Source organism: Enterococcus sp. DIV0187, assembly GCF_051713785.1.
Lineage (GTDB): Bacteria > Bacillota > Bacilli > Lactobacillales > Enterococcaceae > Enterococcus_A > Enterococcus_A avium.
On sequence record NZ_JBIOQO010000001.1, the window covers coordinates 1,984,283 to 2,002,651 of the forward strand.

Below are 18,369 nucleotides of genomic sequence, written 5' to 3' on the forward strand. Positions count from 1 at the left end.
GACTACTTTTCTTGGTGTCGTAGGTTCTCTTGTTCATAAGCTTCGATAATTTCTGCAACTACAGGATGCCTTACAACATCGCCAGCTTCAAAGTTCACAAAGCGGATTTTTTTGATTCCCTTCAAGGTTCTTTCGGCATGAATCAAACCGCTGACCTGCCCTTTCGGCAGATCCACCTGAGAAGTGTCGCCATTGACGATCATTTTAGAATTAAACCCAAGGCGCGTTAAAAACATCTTCATTTGCGAAATCGTCGTGTTCTGAGCTTCATCTAAAATGACAAAGGCATCATCTAACGTCCGACCACGCATATAAGCAAGCGGGGCGATCTCAATCACTCCGCGTTCCAATAAGCGGTTCGTATGTTCCATACCAAAAATTTGATGCAAGGCATCATACATCGGACGTAAGTAAGGGTCAACCTTTTCCTTCAAATCACCTGGCAAAAATCCTAGACTTTCGCCGGCTTCTACTGCCGGGCGGGTCAAAATAATTCGTTGTACTTCCCCTTTTTTCAGTGCAGCAATTGCCATAACGATTGCTAAATAAGTTTTACCAGTCCCTGCTGGTCCCACACCAAAAACAACATCCGATTTACGTATTGCTGCTATATAACGGCTCTGTCCAATATTTTTAGGACGAATGGGTTTCCCATTACGGTCCTTCAATAATTCCTCTTCGTACATCATAACGAACTCATCCAGATGATTCTCACGTCCTAAACGCAATGCGGTCATGACATCTGGTGTCGCGACTTTAATCCCGCGATCAATCAAAATCTGCAAGGTGCGAATGATATCTCCTACTAATTTTGCCTCTTCCTTTGGTCCAATGATCTGAATCATTTCGCCGCGAGTATTGATGGTCGTCTCTGTATTTTCTTCTAAAAATTTAACATGTTTATCGTGGGTACCTAAAAGCATACTGATGTCATCTTTTCCATCAAGCTTTATTTCTAACGACTCAAAATCGTTGCTATTCAACAAGCGCTCATCCCTTCATAAATCATTCCTTCTTATAATACCACACTCTAAATAAAAGAAAAATTGTCTAAGCTTTCGCTTAAATATTAGCTATACCTGAGTTTGATTAAGATGAAATCACGAGTCTATTTTATAGATTATCTTGTGCATACAATACTACTTTGCCTATCTTATTATTTAATCTCACAAATTTTAACAGCAGCTCGGACTAGAGCATAACTCATAGCTAACTGTCTATCTATGAAGTCATTTTTCCAAAAACCGGGAAAAATGAGCTTGTTTTCGTACGCATATCATCACGCTAAACAGCTTGATCAATATACTTCTGTAAATTTGTAACTACAACTCCGGCCCCTACTTTTATAAACTGCGAAAAGCGTGACTGACAGCTAGCTCAGTTAATGGAAGTTTATTTTTGCCACGCATACGATTCAACTATACCTCACGTAATATTAATTAGCCGAGACCATATCATTCATCTCGTACTTTAACAAACTGCGAAAAGTTGAACTCGCAAAAAAAGCCGAGAGAAAAATCTCTCGGCTTTCATTATTGCTTATTTATTCAGAAGCTCCTTGACGATTGCGTTGACTTGATTGCCATCGGCTTTGCCTTTGACTTTCGGCATCACTGCACCCATTACTTTCCCAAATTCCTTTGGTGAAGTCGCTCCTGTTGTTGCAATTGCTTCTGTAACAATCGCACGGATCTCATCTTCAGAAAGTTGAGCCGGCAAATATTTTTCAACAATTACGATTTCCTTTTTGACCTTATCAGCCAAATCGGTGCGATCAGCTTTTTCAAACTCCGTTAGAGAATCTCGACGCTGTTTCATCTCGCGAGATAAGACAGTCAATTCTTCTTCGTCATTTAAGTCCTGACCTTTTTTAATCTGTTCATTTTGAATCGAAGCTTTAAGCATCCGGATCACTTGCAAAGTCTCTTTATCTTTTGCTCGCATCGCTTGCTTCATGTCTTCATTCAAGGTAGTAAGTAGTGACAATAGAATCACTCCGTTGACAGACTAGAATTTCTTACGTTTTCTAGCTGCTTCTGATTTTTTCTTACGTTTCACGCTTGGCTTTTCATAAAATTCACGTTTGCGAGATTCTTGCAGAGTCCCTGCTTTTGAAACGGAACGTTTGAAGCGACGAAGAGCATCGTCAAGAGATTCATTTTTACGAACCACTGTTTTTGACATATAAATTCCCTCCCTCCGGGCTTGAAATGTAACCGTTTTTGTTATTGAAATATGCTTTCAATAAACAAGACCGTCCATAAGTCATTATATCCAATGGGCTATTTTGAGTCAAGGTACTGAAGAATTTTAATTCTTAATTTATCCATTAACTTTTTGACATTTTGCACAGCGTCCAAAGAGCTCAAAGCGATGACCTTCGATTTCGCAGCCATCTAGCTGTTCTTTAAAGAAGTTCATGGGACACATATGAATCTCCTTCGTTTCTCCGCAAACTGTACAAATAAAATGGTGATGGTGTTCAAAATTTTCACTGCAGCTAAAGCGGAATTTCATCTCTCCCTGCAATTCGGTATCTTCAATCAATCCAATCTCACAAAATTCTCTTAGGTTGCGATACACAGTATCATAGCTCAATCCTGGAAATTGACCATTCATATGATTGTAAACCTCACGGGCGGAAACATAGCGGTTGGATTTGATCAGGTAGTCTAAGAGAGTTTCACGTTTTTTAGTATACTTGAAGCCATTTTCTTTGACCTTCGTCAGAGCTTTTTCTAATAACGTCGTTTGTGTCATGTTATCCCTCATTTCAAAGTGTAATGATTCCGAATAAAGTGTATGGTATAATAAATTATTACTGATTGCAAGGGAGATTTTCTTTATGGATAGCGAAAAACAAAACGAGTTAGTCACTATTTTCATCATCTCCGATTCTGCGGGAGAAACTGCATCGAAACTAGCACAAGCTTCAATGGCGCAGTATCCTACCGTAGAATTCTGTCTCTTCCGCCGGACCTTTGTACACACGGAAGAATTATTGATGAAAGCTTTAAACGATGCTAAAGCCGAAAACGGCATGATCATCTATACATTGATTGATCCAAAATTATCTAAAATTGCTAAAGAATTCTGTGACAACGAAGACGTCTTTACGATGGACTTGTTGAATCCGGTTGTGAGCGAAATTGGACGACGCGCTCATTTAGAGCCTACTGGCGAACGTGGTGCACTTCATCACTTGAACGAAAATTATTTCAAACGAATTAAGGCCATGGAGTTTGCGGTTAAATATGACGACGGAAAAGATCCCCGCGGCTTCTTAGAGGCTGATGTTGTGTTACTTGGCGTTTCAAGAACTTCAAAAACACCGCTAAGTCTTTATTTGGCTAATAAAAATTTAAAAGTTGCTAACCTACCGTTAATTCCACAAGCACATATTCCTAAACAGCTATTTGAGATCGATCCGAAAAAAATCGTTGGACTGACCAACGATCCTGAAGTATTGATTGGTATCCGTAAAGAACGGATGCGAGCTTACGGATTGAATCCTGAAACGGCCTATTCCGATCGCGAAAAGATTCAAGCAGAGCTGAAATTCGCCAATGAGCTTTATCACAAGTTAGGCTGCGAGATTATTAACGTTGCCACACTTTCGATCGAGGAAACGGCAGCGATGATCATGAGCGCTTTGGATTTAGAAGACCATAGCTATTACTTTATGGAAGAAGAAAACTGAGATCAAATCGATCTCAGTTTTCTTTCTTTTTGTAATTCACGAATCTCTTCTAAGCGATAAGGTGTTATTTGATAAACATCATTCAACCAATTGTGATAAAACAAATGTGCCTGAGCACGCCAATAATTGTAAATTTTCCCCTCTTCATAATAATTCGCTGGCTTCGCCGTATTGATTCCCCGTTCATGATCACGCAAATATTCTTTTTCTAAAGTATCTGTCGCATATTCAAAGTGTCCCATCAAAAAGACATCGTGCTCATCTTCTGAGATTAAGATCGCGGACCGTTCTTCCTCATCCTTAGCAATCACTTTGATTTTTGCTTGACGCACTTGCTCTTCATTGATTCCCGTATATCGTGACTGTGGCATCCAAAAACGATCATCAAAGCCTCTAAACAATCGGAATTGATGCTCTATATCTTGTTTATAGATACCAAATAATTTTTTTTCAAAAGGAACCTTATCAACTCCAAAATGATAATACAGGCCTGCTTGTGCTCCCCAGCAAATGTGAACAACAGAAGTAACTGACGTTTGGCTCCACTCCATGATTTCTACTAACTCCGGCCAATAATCGACTTCCTCAAAGGCCAACTGCTCCACTGGTGCTCCAGTAATGATCAAGCCGTCATAACAAGTCTCTTTTACCTGTGAAAAATCCAAATAAAACTTATCTAAATGATTCTTACTTGTATGCTTATGCTCATGGCTAGCTACTTTTAAGAAATCTACATCAATCTGCAAAGGACTTTGGCTAATCAAACGCAGCAGATGAATTTCTGTGTCGATTTTATTCGGCATCAAATTTAAAATCAATAGTTTTAGCGGTCGAATATCCTGTTGCTCCGCACGTGAATTATCAATCGCAAAAATATCTTCAGATTCTAAAACAGACTTTGCCGGAAAATCAGTCTCTAAGCGAATCGGCATGAGTTATCCCTCCAATTTATCAAAGGCCTGTTGCAAATCAGCAAGGAGATCGTTCACATTTTCAATTCCGCAAGATAAACGAACTAGCCCTGGTGAAATTCCTGCCTGCTGCAGCTCTTCATCAGTCAGTTGGCGGTGCGTCGAGGTTGCAGGATGCAACGCACACGTACGAATATCCGCCACGTGAACTTCTAATGAAACAAGTTCCAATGCGTCTAACCACTTGGCCGCCTGTTCTTTTCCTTCTGCGAATTCAACAGAAATGACACCGCAAAGGCCATTTGGCACATATTTTTGCGCTAAATTGTAGTTTTCATCACTTTCTAAGCCAGGATAATACACGTGTTTGATCGCTTTTTGCTCAGTTAAGTATTTCGCTATTGTCACTGCATTTTCAAAATGGCGATCCATCCGAACCGGTAATGTCTCCATCCCCAAATTAAGCAAGAATGAATTTTGCGGGGAAGGTGTAGCCCCTAAATCTCGCATTAATTGCACACGTGCTTTGGTGATATACGCCGCTTGGCCAAATTTCTCTGTATAAACGATGCCATGATACGTTTCGTCAGGCTCTGACAGCTGAGGAAATTTGCCATTATTCCAATTAAATTTCCCGCCATCAACGATGACACCACCTGTCTGCACTGCATGACCATCTAAATACTTGGTCGTACTATGAATCACGATATCTGCGCCAAACTCGAATGGCCGACAAAAGTATGGAGTCGCAAACGTATTATCGATAAGAAAAGGAATATCCAACTCTTTTGCTACAGATGCAAATTTTTCCTGATCTAACACTTTCACCGCGGGATTAGCGATTGTTTCGCCAAAAATAGCTTTCGTATTTGGTTTCGCCGCGTTCAACAATTCCTCTTTTGAGGCATCTTGATCAACAAATGTCACTTCAATTCCCATTTTTCTAAGGGTATGAGCAAACAGATTGTAGGTCCCGCCATAAATATAGCTAGAAGAAATCATGTGATCTCCAGCCTCTAAAATATTCAGCACTGCATAAAAGGTGGCTGCTTGCCCGGATGATGTACACAATGCTCCTACACCGCCTTCTAGTGCCGCGATTTTCTCTTCTACTGCACCAGTCGTTGGATTTGCCAGACGTGTATAAAAATACCCCGCTGCTTCCAAATCAAATAGTTTTCCAATCTCATCCGTCGAGTCATAAGCATAGGTCGTACTTTGAACGATCGGTAATACTCGTGGTTCTCCATTTTCCGGCTGATACCCCGCATGTAAACATTTTGTTTCAAATTCCATGATTGTTCCTCCTACTATCATTTTTTTTAACACGATTGTTGCTCATAATTTTTCTCATACCTGTCATTTTCAATTGTTTTCGTAATATAAAAACACTCCCATCTTTTCATAGTTGAAAGGACGGGAGTGCCGTGGTACCACCTTAATTTATCAGTCTCTCACAAGACTGATCTTTAGTCGCATTGCTGCGAACTGCTGTAACGGGCATTCCCGTGTCTCACTGACAATTGCTCCGAGGCCATCTTCTAACAAATCGCTGCTGCTTCTTCTCAATTACCGAAGCTCTCTGTCAAGTCCGATTCGTTGTACTCTTCTCTTCTACGCAATTAAAATATTTGGACGCCCTCTTTTTCAACAGAAAGCACATCAATCAACGCTTCATGATCGAAGGCTTTCAAGGCCGTGACTAATTTTTCAGTATTTTCAGGCGGGGTCAATACTAAAACAGTTGGACCTGCGCCACTTAAAAAGCTGCCATAACCGCCATAAGCTTTGCAAAATTCTCGAATTTTTTTCAAATGCGGAACAAGGTGCTGGCGATGACTTTCGTGTAAGATATCTTTTTCCATCATTTTCCCAGCTAGCGGCAAATTACCATTCAAAACTGCCGCAATCATTACGTTGCCAATCGAGCTGGCTTTGACCGCATCCTGATAGGATAACTCTTTTGGTAAAACCGAACGACTTTCTGAAGTCAGCAACTCATGATCAGGAATAAAAGCAATCACATCGCAATCAGGAAACGTGTGCTTCACAAAATTCACTTCATTGTTATTATAGCTCGCTACCACAAAATCTCCACAGATTGCTGGGGCCACGTTATCAGGATGGCCTTCGATCTTGGTTGCGTAGGTCACTTTCTGCTGTGGCGTCATTCCTAGATTTCCTAAACGATTGGCCAATTCAATTCCCGCTACGACAACAGAAGAGCTGCTGCCTAATCCACGAGCGATTGGAATGTCTGAAGTCATCGTGAGTTCATGCGGTTTCAAATTAGGTGCCAAATCTAATGCCGTTTGAATCAATAGATTTTTTTCATCCGAAGGGATGCTGCTGCCCAACTGATGCTTGATCTGCCATCTTTTAGTTTCCGGACCGATATCGATCGTCAAATATTGAGACAACGCGATCCCACACGAATCAAAGCCGGGCCCTAAATTGGCGCTGGTTGCTGGGACGCGGATTTTCATAGAGCAGCCACTCCTTCACGTAAGTGTCGGCGCATATCCTCCAAATCACTCATCTTATTGATTTTGATGTCTGTTTCGTTGATCGCTGTATCAGGATCTTTTAACCCATTTCCAGTAAAGACCGTTACGACGGTTTCACCTGGCTTGATCCGACCATTTTCCACATGCTGAATTACACCAGCCAATGATGCTGCTGAACCTGGTTCAACAAAAACACCTTCTTGAGAAGCCACTTTGCGATATGCATTTAAGATTTCTTCATCTGTTACAGAATCAATGTAGCCACTTGATTCATCGCGAGCCGCTTCGGCTAATTTCCAGCTAGCAGGATTACCGATCCGAATCGCTGTTGCTACTGTTTCTGGTTGTTCAATGATTTTTCCTTGAACGATTGCCGCCGCACCCTCTGCTTCGAAACCGTGCATCCGTGGCAATTCTGTGCCTTTTTTCTCATGCCATTCTTTGAAGCCTTTCCAATAGGCAGAAATATTTCCGGCGTTCCCAACAGGAATTGCCAATACATCTGGCGCTTTTTCCAATTGTTCGCAAATTTCAAACGCCGCTGTTTTTTGTCCTTCTAAACGATAAGGATTAACTGAATTCACTAAAGCAACCGCTTCTGTTTCCGCAATATCACGAACTGCTTTAAGGGCTTCATCAAAGTTTCCGGGGATCGAAATAATATCTGCTCCATAAGCAATCGCTTGAGCCAATTTACCCATTGCGATCTTCCCATCTGGAATCACAACATACGCCTTGATGCCTGCACGTGTTGCATAGGCAGCGGCGGCGGCACTCGTATTACCAGTTGAGGCACAAATGATTGCTTTTGCACCATCTTCCACGGCTTTAGCCACAGCCATCACCATTCCTCGATCCTTAAAAGAACCTGTCGGATTTAAGCCTTCATATTTCCCATAAAGCGTGATCCCTAATTCTTTTGATAGATTTTTCAAAGGAATCAGTGGTGTATTTCCTTCAGCCAATGCGATCTGAGGCGTCTTATCAGTGATTGGCAAATACTCTTTATATTGTTTCAATAAACCTTCGTACATGTTTATTCCCCCATAACTTTCATCAATGACAGTAATTTGTAACTCGTTTTTTCTTTGATTTCCTGTTGAATTGTTCCCATCTTCGTTTCTGATGTCTCGTGTGTAATCAAGACTACACGAGCATTTTCACCATCGCCTTTTTCTTGGACAACTTGTTCGAACCCTACTTTTGTTTCAGTCATGATCTCAGCCAGCTTCAAAAATTGACCAGGCTCGTCAGGCATTTCTAATGATAAGAAGTACTTGCTGATGTTTTCATCTGGTGAAGTAATTTTAGTTGGTTGAGTATAGCCAGTAAAGCGATGACCAACGGTATTTTTCTTCATCTTATTCACGATCGTCATTAGATCCGCCACAATGCTTGTAGCCGTTGGTCGTGCACCAGCTCCAGGACCGTAATACATTGATTCGCCAATTCCTGAACTTTTAACAAAAACAGCGTTCATTTCATTATGGATTGAAGCCAGCGGGTGTTCATGCGGCACTAAGACCGGACCAACCTCCACCGAAATCGTATCGTCATTTTTGATGGTCGAGCCGATTAATTTCACGGTGTAGCCTAGCTGATCGGCAATCGACACATCCTCTGCTGCCAATCCCCGAATACCTTTGATCTTGACTTGATCCATTGTGATCGACATTCCAAAAGCAAACTTGCTTAGAATAACCATTTTATATGCGGCATCGATCCCGTCCACATCATTGGTTGGATCACTTTCCGCAAAGCCTAGTTCTTGGGCTTCTTTTAAGGTCTCATCATATGTTCGATGCTCTTGAACCATCTTAGTCAGCATATAATTGGTTGTTCCATTGACGATTCCGAGAACTTCGGTAATATCATCTGCTGCTAAGCTGTTAGCGATCGTTCGTAAGATCGGAATACCACCAGCAACGCTAGCTTCATAATACAAATTTCGCTGCTGCTCACGCGCCAGATTAACTAACTCAGTCCCGTGCTGTGCTAATAAATCCTTATTCGCTGTGACAACATTTTTACCAGCCATAAGTGCTTTTTTGATAAAAGTCTTGGCTGGTTCGATCCGTCCCATCACTTCTACTACAATAGCAATCTCTGGATCATTTAAAATTGCGTCCAATTCAGTAACCAATTCCAATTGATATTTTTCTGCTAAAGCAGATTTATCTTCTTCTGGACGGATCAAGGCTTTTGTTACAACCAAGGGGCCGCCAATACTTTTTTCGATTTTATCTTTGTGATCTGCCAAAATTTCTAGGACACCGGTACCAACTACACCTAAACCTAATAGACCTACCTTGACTGCTTTTTCCATAATCCGCCTCCGTTAAATTACATTCATATTAAAAGTAATTTCATCGTATTCTAATAGTTAGCTATCAGTATAACAAAATTTCTGTAAAAAAAAAGAGCTTTTCCAAAAAATTTGGAAAAGCTCTTTTTTATTGATGCGTAACGTGGCGAAAGGTCTGCTCTAAAACATCCAGGACATGCTGATCATCTAAACTATAAAGCATGGCCTTTCCATCACGACGCGCTTTGACTAAACGGTTATCACGTAATAATTTTAATTGATGAGAAACCGCTGATTGCTCCATCCCCAATGTATCACTGATCGACGAAACATTGCGCTCTCCATCCTTTAAAAACATTAATATTTTCAACCGTGTAGGATCACTCAAAATTTTAAAAAATTGACTGACCGCTTGAACTTCTTCGTGTTCCTTCATTTATAGCCCTCATTTACTCTATTCGGCGATTTTACGGATGGCTGCTTCGTACGTAGCAATTTTCTCTGCAGCAGCTTCATGAGAATTTCCTTTTACGCCGATGTAGAATTTGATTTTTGGTTCTGTTCCAGAAGGACGAACGGCAATCCACGTTTCATCCGCTAAGGTGTATTTTAATACATCTGAAGCAGGCATGTCGATCGCTGTTTCATCCCCATTGGCATCAATTGATTTCGAAGTTTTGAAATCTTCTGTCATTGTTACTGCAACATCCGCAAAAGCTTTTGGTGCTTCGTTACGCAGATTGCCCATGATCGTTTTGATCTGTTCGGCCCCTTCAGCACCGCTCAAGGTCACTGAGATAGTTTTTTCAGCATAGTAGCCATACTCTTCAAAAATATCTTGCAAGCCATCGTATAGCGTCTTGCCTTGTTTTTTGTAGTAAGCGGCCACTTCTGCTAACAAGACTAACGCTTGGATCGCATCTTTGTCACGTACAAAGGATTTAATCAAATAGCCATAGCTTTCTTCAAAACCAAACATAAAGGTTTGTGAATGGTCATCTTCATATTGTTGGATTTTTTCAGCAATAAATTTAAAGCCGGTTAAAACATCAACCATTTTTACATTGTAGGCATCTGCGATCGTTGTTGCTAATTCACTTGATACGATTGATTTAAGTACGACTGCATTGTCTGGTAAAGTTCCTGCTTGCTTATGAGCTTCCAAGATGTAACGAATCATGATAGCCCCGATTTGATTTCCAGTCAACACTTCATATCGTCCATCTGGCAAACGAACAGCCGCGCCAAGACGATCAGCATCAGGGTCCGTCGCAATTAATAGGTCTGCTCCTTCTTGCTCACCTAGCTTGATCGCATATTCAAAGGCAGAGTGTTCTTCAGGATTTGGTGATTTAACTGTTGAGAAATTTGGATCAGCGATTGCTTGTTCAGGAACTAAAACAAATTTTTCGAAACCAGCTTGTTTTAGAGCCTTTTCACCTAGCATTTTCCCTGTTCCATGTAATGGTGTGTAAACCAATTTTAACTCTTTACCCATTTCATTGATCAGTTCTTGATTGATGGTCACCGATTTGATTTCTCTCAAATACTCTGAATCGACTTCATCACCAATAATATTGATTAAACCGCTGTGTTCAACTTCATCATCAGATAGCACTTCAACTTCTAATGGATTTTCTACGTCACGAACAAATTTTGTCAATGCATCTGCATCTTCTGGCGGCATTTGTCCACCATCTTCGCCGTAAACTTTGTAGCCATTATATTCAGCTGGATTGTGGGATGCCGTGATCATAATGCCGGTGAAGGCATTTTCAAAACGAACGGCAAACGATAATTCTGGTGTGGGGCGTAAGCTCTCAAATACAAAGGAAGGAATATCATGCTTTGCTAATGTTTTAGCGGCTTCCATTGCAAATTCTGGTGACATGTGGCGTGAATCATAAGCAATCGCCACACCGCGACGTTTCGTTTCGGGATCTTGCGTATCCATGAAACGAGCCAAGCCTTCAGTTGCTTGACGAATAGTGAAAATATTCATTCGATTGACACCAGGACCTAAGACACCTCGCATGCCTGCTGTTCCAAATTCTAGTTGTTTATAAAACGCATCTTTTTTCAACTCTGGGTCTTTGCCTAAGTCTTGTAATTCTTTACGCATTTTTTCATCTAATTTATCTGAATCAATCCATTGTTCATAAACTTGTTCCCAAGACATGAAACGCACCTCTTTCAAAATTTTTCTTACCATTTAAGTATACCATTACTGTTATATTCAGCAAAGCAAACTTGTATCTTATTCAACATGCAATAAAAAGTCGCGCTATTTTTTACATAAATGAAGATCCGACCTGATTTAATACAGTGATCCTGACTGCCATAGTAATTTCAAGTTATTATTGCCAAATTTTTCGTTCGTTAATATCCAGCGTATCGGAAGCTTGTAGTGAATTCAATCGTGCCTTAATCAGCTGTTTACGTCCAGAAATATTCTTCGTATAAAAAAAGTCGGCCGTTAATCCTTGTTGTTTAATTGCGGTCAAAAAAATTAGCACCGCTTTTTTATTTTTGCTATAACGACCAGGTATCACAAAATAATCCTGTTTAATTTTTAGCAGATATCGTGGTGAATGAATCTCTCCTAATAACTCACAAATCAGCTCATTGAAAAGTTTTTCCTGATGATAACTCGCGACAATTTCACAAGAAAAAGAATGATTATTCCAATCAATGACTAATGGGATGCTTTCTGAGAGTACACCCTCATTTAGCAGTAACTGATAGAGCGTTTGAACTAGTTTCTGACGAACCTGACAAGCCTTATGCCAATGCTTTTTCCTTTTTCTTTCCTTAAAGTAGATATTTAACGCTCCTTGCAGGAATGCTTGAATAAGATTGAGCTGATCCACATTATCAAGTTTAAAGGCATTCGACTCTAAATGTACTTCTGTTTCTTTAGGCCGGCTTCGAATGAACAGAGGCATTGCCAAATGGGTCCCCTGCTTTAAAGCCGTCTCCCAAAGCATAAAATGCTGCTTCCGTTCTTTCGCGCGATAAAGATTATTTTGAGTATAGCCGGCGATTGTCCTCAGATCTAGGATATCAGGTAATTCAAACCGTTCTCTGCCAGTTGAGATCACAGGTTCATCCATCAGATTCAAGCCTTCGATAAATGATAAACGCTTCAAAATAGCAGCAAAAAGCGGCTGCTCTGTCACTGGAATATTCGGATAAATCGAAGCAATATGCCAGATATTGGTCAGCTTCTCATCCCCGGAACACCGCAATCCTCTACCGCGAATCTGTTGAGTTTGAACATACGAGCCGGCCGCATTTCCCATAATAATCGTGTTAACGGCGGGACAATTCCAGCCCTCGCCTAACAAGCTGACCGTCCCGATCAATAGATTGATCTCGCTTGAATCCAAAAGCTGCGTAGTCAACGCTAACAGCTCACTGCGATTTTTATCCGTCATCGCTAAGTAGATATAACCAGCCAGCTTTTTCTCTCTGCGAAATTCTGCGTAAGTTTGAAAATGAGTTTGAAATATTTTTTGACTGACAATCAGAAATTCGCCGCAAACGACAGCCAGAGATGTTTCAGGCCGAATCAGTTCCTTCAATGATAAGAAGGCAGGCGCAACACCATACTCTAAATAGTCCTCTTTTCCGGCTAAAACCTCCTGCTTGATATAATCAAACAGCAGTACACACCGCAGTTCATTCCCTAGATAGCTTTCCTCCTTTACCACAATATGCTCGATGGCCTCTTTCATTAACGGTATATTTGCTTGATTGTTTATTTCGAAATCTGGAAAAAGTCGGAGCTTGTCCTCATATAACCAGCCCTTCTTTGAAAGATAGCGAAATATTTCCAATTGTGGAACAACTTGAAAAAGATACTGATACAAATCAATAATACTTTTTCTTGTTTGCTGCGGAATTTTTATTTTATTTCGTTTTATACCCAGAACCTGCCAATGATCGTCGCTGAACTGATACTGCTGTTCATTCAAATAAAGTAAACAGCTTAAATAGCTGTCAAAATTCTGATAGATAAATTCTGTTTGATTTAACGGCTGCTGAATGAATTCTTGAGCCAAGAGGTAATCCGTCACTTCTGGTTGACTGCAAAGATGCGATACGATTTGATTTTGCTCATTTAAGAATTCGGTAAATTGTTTCTGTGATTCCTTCGTGACTGGTGCTAAGTAAACATAGTCTTGATATGGAGCAAGAACCGCCTCGTTAATCAATTCGGAGACAGTAATTTCTTCATCGATAGCACCGGTCAGCCGAATATAGTTGCCCCATTCTTTTTGATTCGCGTCAAAAGGAGGTGTTGCCGTTAAGGCTAACGTTTGCAGCTCAGTAGCTTTTTCTTTTAAGTCCAGCAGCAAATCTGACCAGTTTTTCTTTAAGTGGTGGGATTCGTCCAGCACTAGAAAACCAATCCCATGTTCAGTAAAGTGATTGTCTAATTCTTTCCTCTTACTGTACAAGTATTGATACGTAGTAACTGTTATATTTGCAGGTTGAAGCAGTTCCTCGGAAATTTCCCATTGCGGATAGTAATGCTGAATCACTTCAATCCACTGCTTTTTCAACAGGATTGAAGGAACAAGGATCAATGTTTTTCGCTGAATCTTCTCAACAAGCGTCATTCCTAAAATCGTCTTCCCTGATCCCGGCGGAGCAACAATATGGATACTGTCATTATCCAAATAACTAGCTAATTGATCGATGACTCGCTGCTGGTACGCTCGTAGTTTGATAGCTGACAATTGGTTCCCTCCTTATTGTTTTGGTTAATTACATGAGGCTTAATACCTTGCAGAAAAGCAGCAAAATCGTCTCAATCAATTGTAGCATTTTTTCAAATCCAATGTTTTTTATAAAAAAAAGGCAAGAAAATCTAACCAATGATCAGATTCTCTTACCTTTTACTTATTAATTTTGTGCTTCGATATACTTATAGACTTGTTGGCCTGCGATCCCGCCTTCACCGACAGCGGTCGTTATTTGACGTAGATCTTTTTCACGGGCATCTCCAATTGCAAAAACACCTGGAATTTTAGTTTTCATTTCTTGATCTGTCTCAATCCAGCCTGCAGCATTCGTGATACCACTATTTTTAAATGGCTCAGTCAATGGTTCTAAACCAACATAAATAAAAGCACCATCTACTGGTTCTAAATGAACGTCATCAGTTTTTACATTGCGTATTTGTGCGCCTGTTACGACCATTTCGTTACCGACGATTTCATCCACAACACTGTCCCAAATAAATGAAATTTTTTCATTTGCAAAGGCACGATCTTGAATAATTTTTTGTGCGCGTAATTCATCACGACGATGAACGATCACGACTTCAGAAGCAAAACGTGTTAAATAAATCGCTTCTTCTACCGCTGAATCTCCTCCGCCAACAACAATCAAGCGTTTATTACGGAAAAAAGCACCATCACATACAGCACAATAAGAGACTCCGCGTCCTGCAAAAGATTCTTCACCTGGCACGCCTAATTTACGATGGACACACCCTGTAGCAATAATGATCGTTTTGGTTTGATAGCTTTTATCTTCAGTGATAACTTCCTTGTAGTCACCGTGATCAACGATATCTTGAACGATTCCATAGGCATTTTCCGTGCCAAATTTTGTGACTCCATCATACATTTTCATCGCAAGCTCTGGACCCATGATTGACTCGAAGCCTGGATAATTTTCTACTTCAGCGGTATTGTTCATTTGTCCGCCTGGCGCCCCCCGTTCAATCAAAAGCACCTTTAGATTCGAGCGTGAAGCATATAAGGCAGCGGTCATCCCAGCTGGGCCCGCACCGATAACTATTACATCATACATTCAGACATTCCTCCCATACGCCTTTACTTTACAACCCCAAATTTATTATGTCGACAAATCTGCTTACTAATTGTCAGTTTTACAAATTCGCAGCTAAGTCAGTAATAAGGATTATTTTTTTTAAGAGACGAGAAAATTAGTTTGGTTCTCATCACACTTACGATCTAACTAAACTTCGTGTAATTTTATCTGCTTTAACAAATTGATTTCATCTCAAACGCTATCATACTCGAAAAGTGCAACTACCAAAAAAGAAGGGCAACCATCCTGAGACGATTGTCCTTTCATCATTATTGTTGATTTTTCATTTGCTGCATCATTTGACGAACTTTCTTTTCTGAAGGCTTTTGTCCCATTGACATCATCATTTGACGTAACATATCCTCGTTGATCGGAGGATTCTTTTTAAAATAGTCTTGCATATATTTACGGGCTAAGAAGAAACCGCCGACAGCACCTAATAGTGCAGCGATTACTGCGATCAATACTACAATTCCAGTTGATACCATTTTCACCGCTCCTTTCCTGACACATTCTCGTATATTTTACTAAAAGATACCCTAAAAGAAAAGCCGTTTTAAGAAACTTAAAATCAATACACAAGATTTTTAGTCTAATCTTACTAATTAGCCTTGAAAAAGAAAGTTTTTCCCTTTTAACAATATCTTAGCAGATAGTTTTGCAGCTAGTAACTGAAATAAATTTTCATAATCCAAAAAAATTTCCAGTAAATTTTAAACATTTAATGAAATATTGATTAGAATATGCTAAAATGCAAAACAATATCTTCCTCGCTGGTGGCTAAGTGAAGAGGTGGAAGCATGAGAGATTTTTTAAGATCCGTCAATCGGATCGTGGTGAAGATCGGGACAAGCTCCTTGATCCATCCAAATGGCAAGATCAATTTCGCTGGAATTGATCAATTAGCATTCGTATTAACTGACCTTCGAAATCAAGGCAAAGAAATAATACTGGTCTCTTCTGGCGCGATTGGCGTTGGAATGGACAAACTTGGAATCCCCGAACGGCCGCAGGAGATCCCTGTTCAGCAAGCGGTTGCAGCCGTTGGTCAATCAGAATTAATGCATATCTACAACCAACGTTTCTTAGTGTATAGTCAACAAACCGCTCAAGTTCTCCTAACACGAGATGTAGTAGATTTTCCTGAAAGTCGTAAAAATGTAATCAATACACTAGAACAGCTCATTTCAATGGGAATCGTTCCGATTATTAACGAGAATGATACCGTCGCGGTAGACGAAATGGATCATACAAGAAAGTTCGGAGACAATGATGAGCTTTCCGCAATCGTTGCACAGTTAATGGAAGCAGATGTGCTTATTATGTTAAGTGACATTGACGGGTTTTATTCAGACAATCCCGCAACAAATAAACAAGCGATTTTATACTCGACTATTTCGACCATCAATCAAACATTGATGAATCAGGCAGGCGGTGAAGGCAGCCGCTTTGGCACTGGCGGTATGGTCAGCAAATTGAAAGCAGCTCAACGAATTCTAGAAGCAAAAAGTGCCATGGTTTTAGCCAATGGGAAACCTCCCAGAATAATTTTTGATATTTTAGCTGGAGTAGATGTCGGAACATTATTTAAGGAGGAAAAACATGGATAACTTGATAAATACCTTAGGGCAGCAGAGCCGCTCCGCTGCGCAACAATTGGGGCAGCTGGAAACTACTCAAAAAGATGACTGCTTGCTGCAGATGGCTGAAGATTTGGAAAACAATACCGCGGTTATTTTGACTGCAAATCAACAAGATCTGTGCCGAGCAAAGGATAACGGGATTTCTGATCCAATGATTGATCGTTTACGTTTAACCGATGAAAGAATCAAGGAAATGGCTGAAGGTATCCGCCAGGTAGCAGCCTTGCCTGATCCAATTGGTGTCGTAGAGAAAATGTGGCGGACAGAGGATCAATTGATGATTGGTCAACAACGCGTCCCTTTAGGTGTGATCGGAATCATCTTTGAGTCTCGGCCAAACGTGACGACCGATGCGGCTAGTTTATGTTTCAAATCAGGAAATGCGGTCATCTTACGTGGCGGCAAAGAAGCCTTCCATTCAAATCAAGCCTTGGTGGAGCTTCTGCAAAAGACATTATGCAACTGTCAGTTGAATCCCGCTATGATTCAGTTTGTCAGCGACATTTCACATGATGTCGCAAATGAGATGATGCGCCTAAACGACTATTTAGATGTGTTAATTCCCCGTGGTGGTGCAGGTTTAATCCAACGCGTGAAAAGCAACGCGACGGTGCCAGTGATCGAAACGGGAACTGGTAACAATCACGTTTATGTTGATTCTGCCGCACAATTGGACATGGCACTAAACATTGTAAAAAACGCTAAAGTTCAACGTCCCTCTGTTTGTAATGCGATCGAAACGTTACTCGTTCACGAGGAAATCGCGGCAGAGTTCTTACCTCTGATAGAAAAAGAACTAACATCACTGGTTACTCTACGCGGAAATGCGCAGGCGCTAAAGCATTTGAAACAAGCGGATCTAGCAACCGAAGCAGATTGGTCAACAGAATTTTTGGATTATATTTTGGCAATCAAAGTTGTTGCTTCTATCGAAGAAGCCATTGAGCACATCAATCATTATAATTCCAAGCATTCCGAGGCAATCGTGACGGATAATTATCAGAACGGACAAAAATTTTTGAAAGAAGTTGATGCGGCAGCCGTCTACATCAATGCCTCGACTCGTTTCACAGATGGTTTCAAATTTGGTTTTGGTGCGGAGATTGGCATTTCTACTCAAAAATTGCATGCTCGCGGGCCTATGGGATTGGAGCAATTAACTTCCAGTAAATACATTATTTATGGCGATGGACAAGTTAGAGAATAAGCTTAAAGGAGCTGTGACAAAAGACTTGTCATAGCTTCTTTTTCCGAATAAACGGTGTTCCAGAAGTAACTTCTACGGAAATAAGCCGAAATTTCACAAAAATTTGAGAAACAATTTTCGGAAATTCCTTCTTATTTCTTGAAGCTGACCACTTCTGTCACAACCTCTTTCCTACGATTAGTCAAGAGAAACGAAGAAGAGCCTCTATTTATTTTTACCCACATCAAATAGCCCTCACTTTGCTTTTTT

17 protein-coding genes are annotated in these 18,369 nt (G+C 40.5%); 3 read left to right on the forward strand and 14 right to left on the reverse strand.

What is annotated here, in order from left to right:
- Positions 1-2: 2 nt before the first annotated feature.
- The 4 genes from IGI52_RS09710 to IGI52_RS09725 all read right to left on the reverse strand — a co-directional run bounded on the left by IGI52_RS09710 (position 3) and on the right by IGI52_RS09725 (position 2,760).
- Complete coding sequence (locus IGI52_RS09710) at positions 3-923, reverse strand: PhoH family protein (RefSeq protein ID WP_048718175.1); 921 nt, start codon at positions 921-923, stop codon at positions 3-5.
- A 616-nt stretch (positions 924-1,539) separates the two neighbouring features.
- Complete coding sequence (locus tag IGI52_RS09715; protein WP_048721501.1) at positions 1,540-1,986, reverse strand: GatB/YqeY domain-containing protein; 447 nt, start codon at positions 1,984-1,986, stop codon at positions 1,540-1,542.
- Between the two features lie 21 nt (positions 1,987-2,007).
- Complete coding sequence (gene rpsU, locus IGI52_RS09720; RefSeq protein WP_002356740.1) at positions 2,008-2,184, reverse strand: 30S ribosomal protein S21; 177 nt, start codon at positions 2,182-2,184, stop codon at positions 2,008-2,010.
- Between the two features lie 138 nt (positions 2,185-2,322).
- Entirely contained in the window at positions 2,323-2,760 is a 438-nt protein-coding gene (locus tag IGI52_RS09725; RefSeq protein ID WP_016181316.1) for a Fur family transcriptional regulator, read from the reverse strand.
- An 85-nt stretch (positions 2,761-2,845) separates the two neighbouring features.
- On the opposite strand from IGI52_RS09725, the gene IGI52_RS09730 reads away from it, so the two are divergent.
- Positions 2,846-3,700 (forward strand): pyruvate, water dikinase regulatory protein, encoded by an 855-nt coding sequence (locus IGI52_RS09730; RefSeq protein ID WP_016181315.1) that lies wholly within the window; start codon positions 2,846-2,848, stop codon positions 3,698-3,700.
- Between the two features lie 2 nt (positions 3,701-3,702).
- Here the strand turns inward: IGI52_RS09730 and IGI52_RS09735 are convergent, their stop codons facing one another.
- The 10 genes from IGI52_RS09735 to IGI52_RS09780 all read right to left on the reverse strand — a co-directional run bounded on the left by IGI52_RS09735 (position 3,703) and on the right by IGI52_RS09780 (position 15,758).
- Positions 3,703-4,632, reverse strand: a complete 930-nt coding sequence (locus tag IGI52_RS09735) for a homoserine O-succinyltransferase (protein WP_396002649.1) — start codon at positions 4,630-4,632, stop codon at positions 3,703-3,705.
- A gap of 3 nt (positions 4,633-4,635) precedes the next feature.
- Complete coding sequence (locus IGI52_RS09740) at positions 4,636-5,907, reverse strand: O-acetylhomoserine aminocarboxypropyltransferase/cysteine synthase family protein (RefSeq protein WP_181236298.1); 1,272 nt, start codon at positions 5,905-5,907, stop codon at positions 4,636-4,638.
- A 326-nt stretch (positions 5,908-6,233) separates the two neighbouring features.
- Positions 6,234-7,097 carry a homoserine kinase gene (gene thrB, locus IGI52_RS09745; RefSeq protein ID WP_311857690.1) on the reverse strand — a complete coding sequence of 288 codons (864 nt, stop codon included), beginning with the start codon at positions 7,095-7,097 and terminating at the stop codon, positions 6,234-6,236.
- A complete protein-coding gene (thrC, locus tag IGI52_RS09750) occupies positions 7,094-8,152 on the reverse strand; it encodes a threonine synthase (RefSeq protein ID WP_438781179.1) in 1,059 nt (352 codons plus the stop codon). Before thrC ends, thrB begins: the two co-directional genes overlap by 4 nt.
- Before the next feature lie 2 nt (positions 8,153-8,154).
- Positions 8,155-9,444, reverse strand: a complete 1,290-nt coding sequence (locus IGI52_RS09755; protein ID WP_016181310.1) for a homoserine dehydrogenase — start codon at positions 9,442-9,444, stop codon at positions 8,155-8,157.
- Positions 9,445-9,571: 127 nt separating this feature from the next.
- On the reverse strand, positions 9,572-9,859 hold the full coding sequence (locus tag IGI52_RS09760) for an ArsR/SmtB family transcription factor (protein WP_102871676.1): 288 nt from the start codon (positions 9,857-9,859) through the stop codon (positions 9,572-9,574).
- A gap of 18 nt (positions 9,860-9,877) precedes the next feature.
- The gene (locus tag IGI52_RS09765) at positions 9,878-11,602 is read right to left on the reverse strand and encodes a phospho-sugar mutase (RefSeq protein WP_102871677.1); all 1,725 of its coding nucleotides are present in this window, start codon (positions 11,600-11,602) and stop codon (positions 9,878-9,880) included.
- A 178-nt stretch (positions 11,603-11,780) separates the two neighbouring features.
- A complete protein-coding gene (locus IGI52_RS09770) occupies positions 11,781-14,168 on the reverse strand; it encodes a DEAD/DEAH box helicase family protein (protein ID WP_438781180.1) in 2,388 nt (795 codons plus the stop codon).
- Between the two features lie 166 nt (positions 14,169-14,334).
- A complete protein-coding gene (trxB, locus tag IGI52_RS09775; protein ID WP_438781181.1) occupies positions 14,335-15,249 on the reverse strand; it encodes a thioredoxin-disulfide reductase in 915 nt (304 codons plus the stop codon).
- Positions 15,250-15,539: 290 nt separating this feature from the next.
- Positions 15,540-15,758: a YneF family protein gene (locus IGI52_RS09780; protein ID WP_010740033.1), complete on the reverse strand. Its 219-nt coding sequence runs from the start codon at positions 15,756-15,758 to the stop codon at positions 15,540-15,542.
- Between the two features lie 312 nt (positions 15,759-16,070).
- Between IGI52_RS09780 and proB the strand changes: the two genes are divergently transcribed.
- Together proB and IGI52_RS09790 are read left to right on the forward strand one after the other, a co-directional pair.
- The gene (gene proB / locus IGI52_RS09785; protein WP_016181305.1) at positions 16,071-16,880 is read left to right on the forward strand and encodes a glutamate 5-kinase; all 810 of its coding nucleotides are present in this window, start codon (positions 16,071-16,073) and stop codon (positions 16,878-16,880) included.
- On the forward strand, positions 16,873-18,120 hold the full coding sequence (locus tag IGI52_RS09790; protein WP_438781182.1) for a glutamate-5-semialdehyde dehydrogenase: 1,248 nt from the start codon (positions 16,873-16,875) through the stop codon (positions 18,118-18,120). The genes proB and IGI52_RS09790 overlap by 8 nt, the downstream gene beginning before the upstream one ends.
- Positions 18,121-18,369 lie beyond the last annotated feature (249 nt).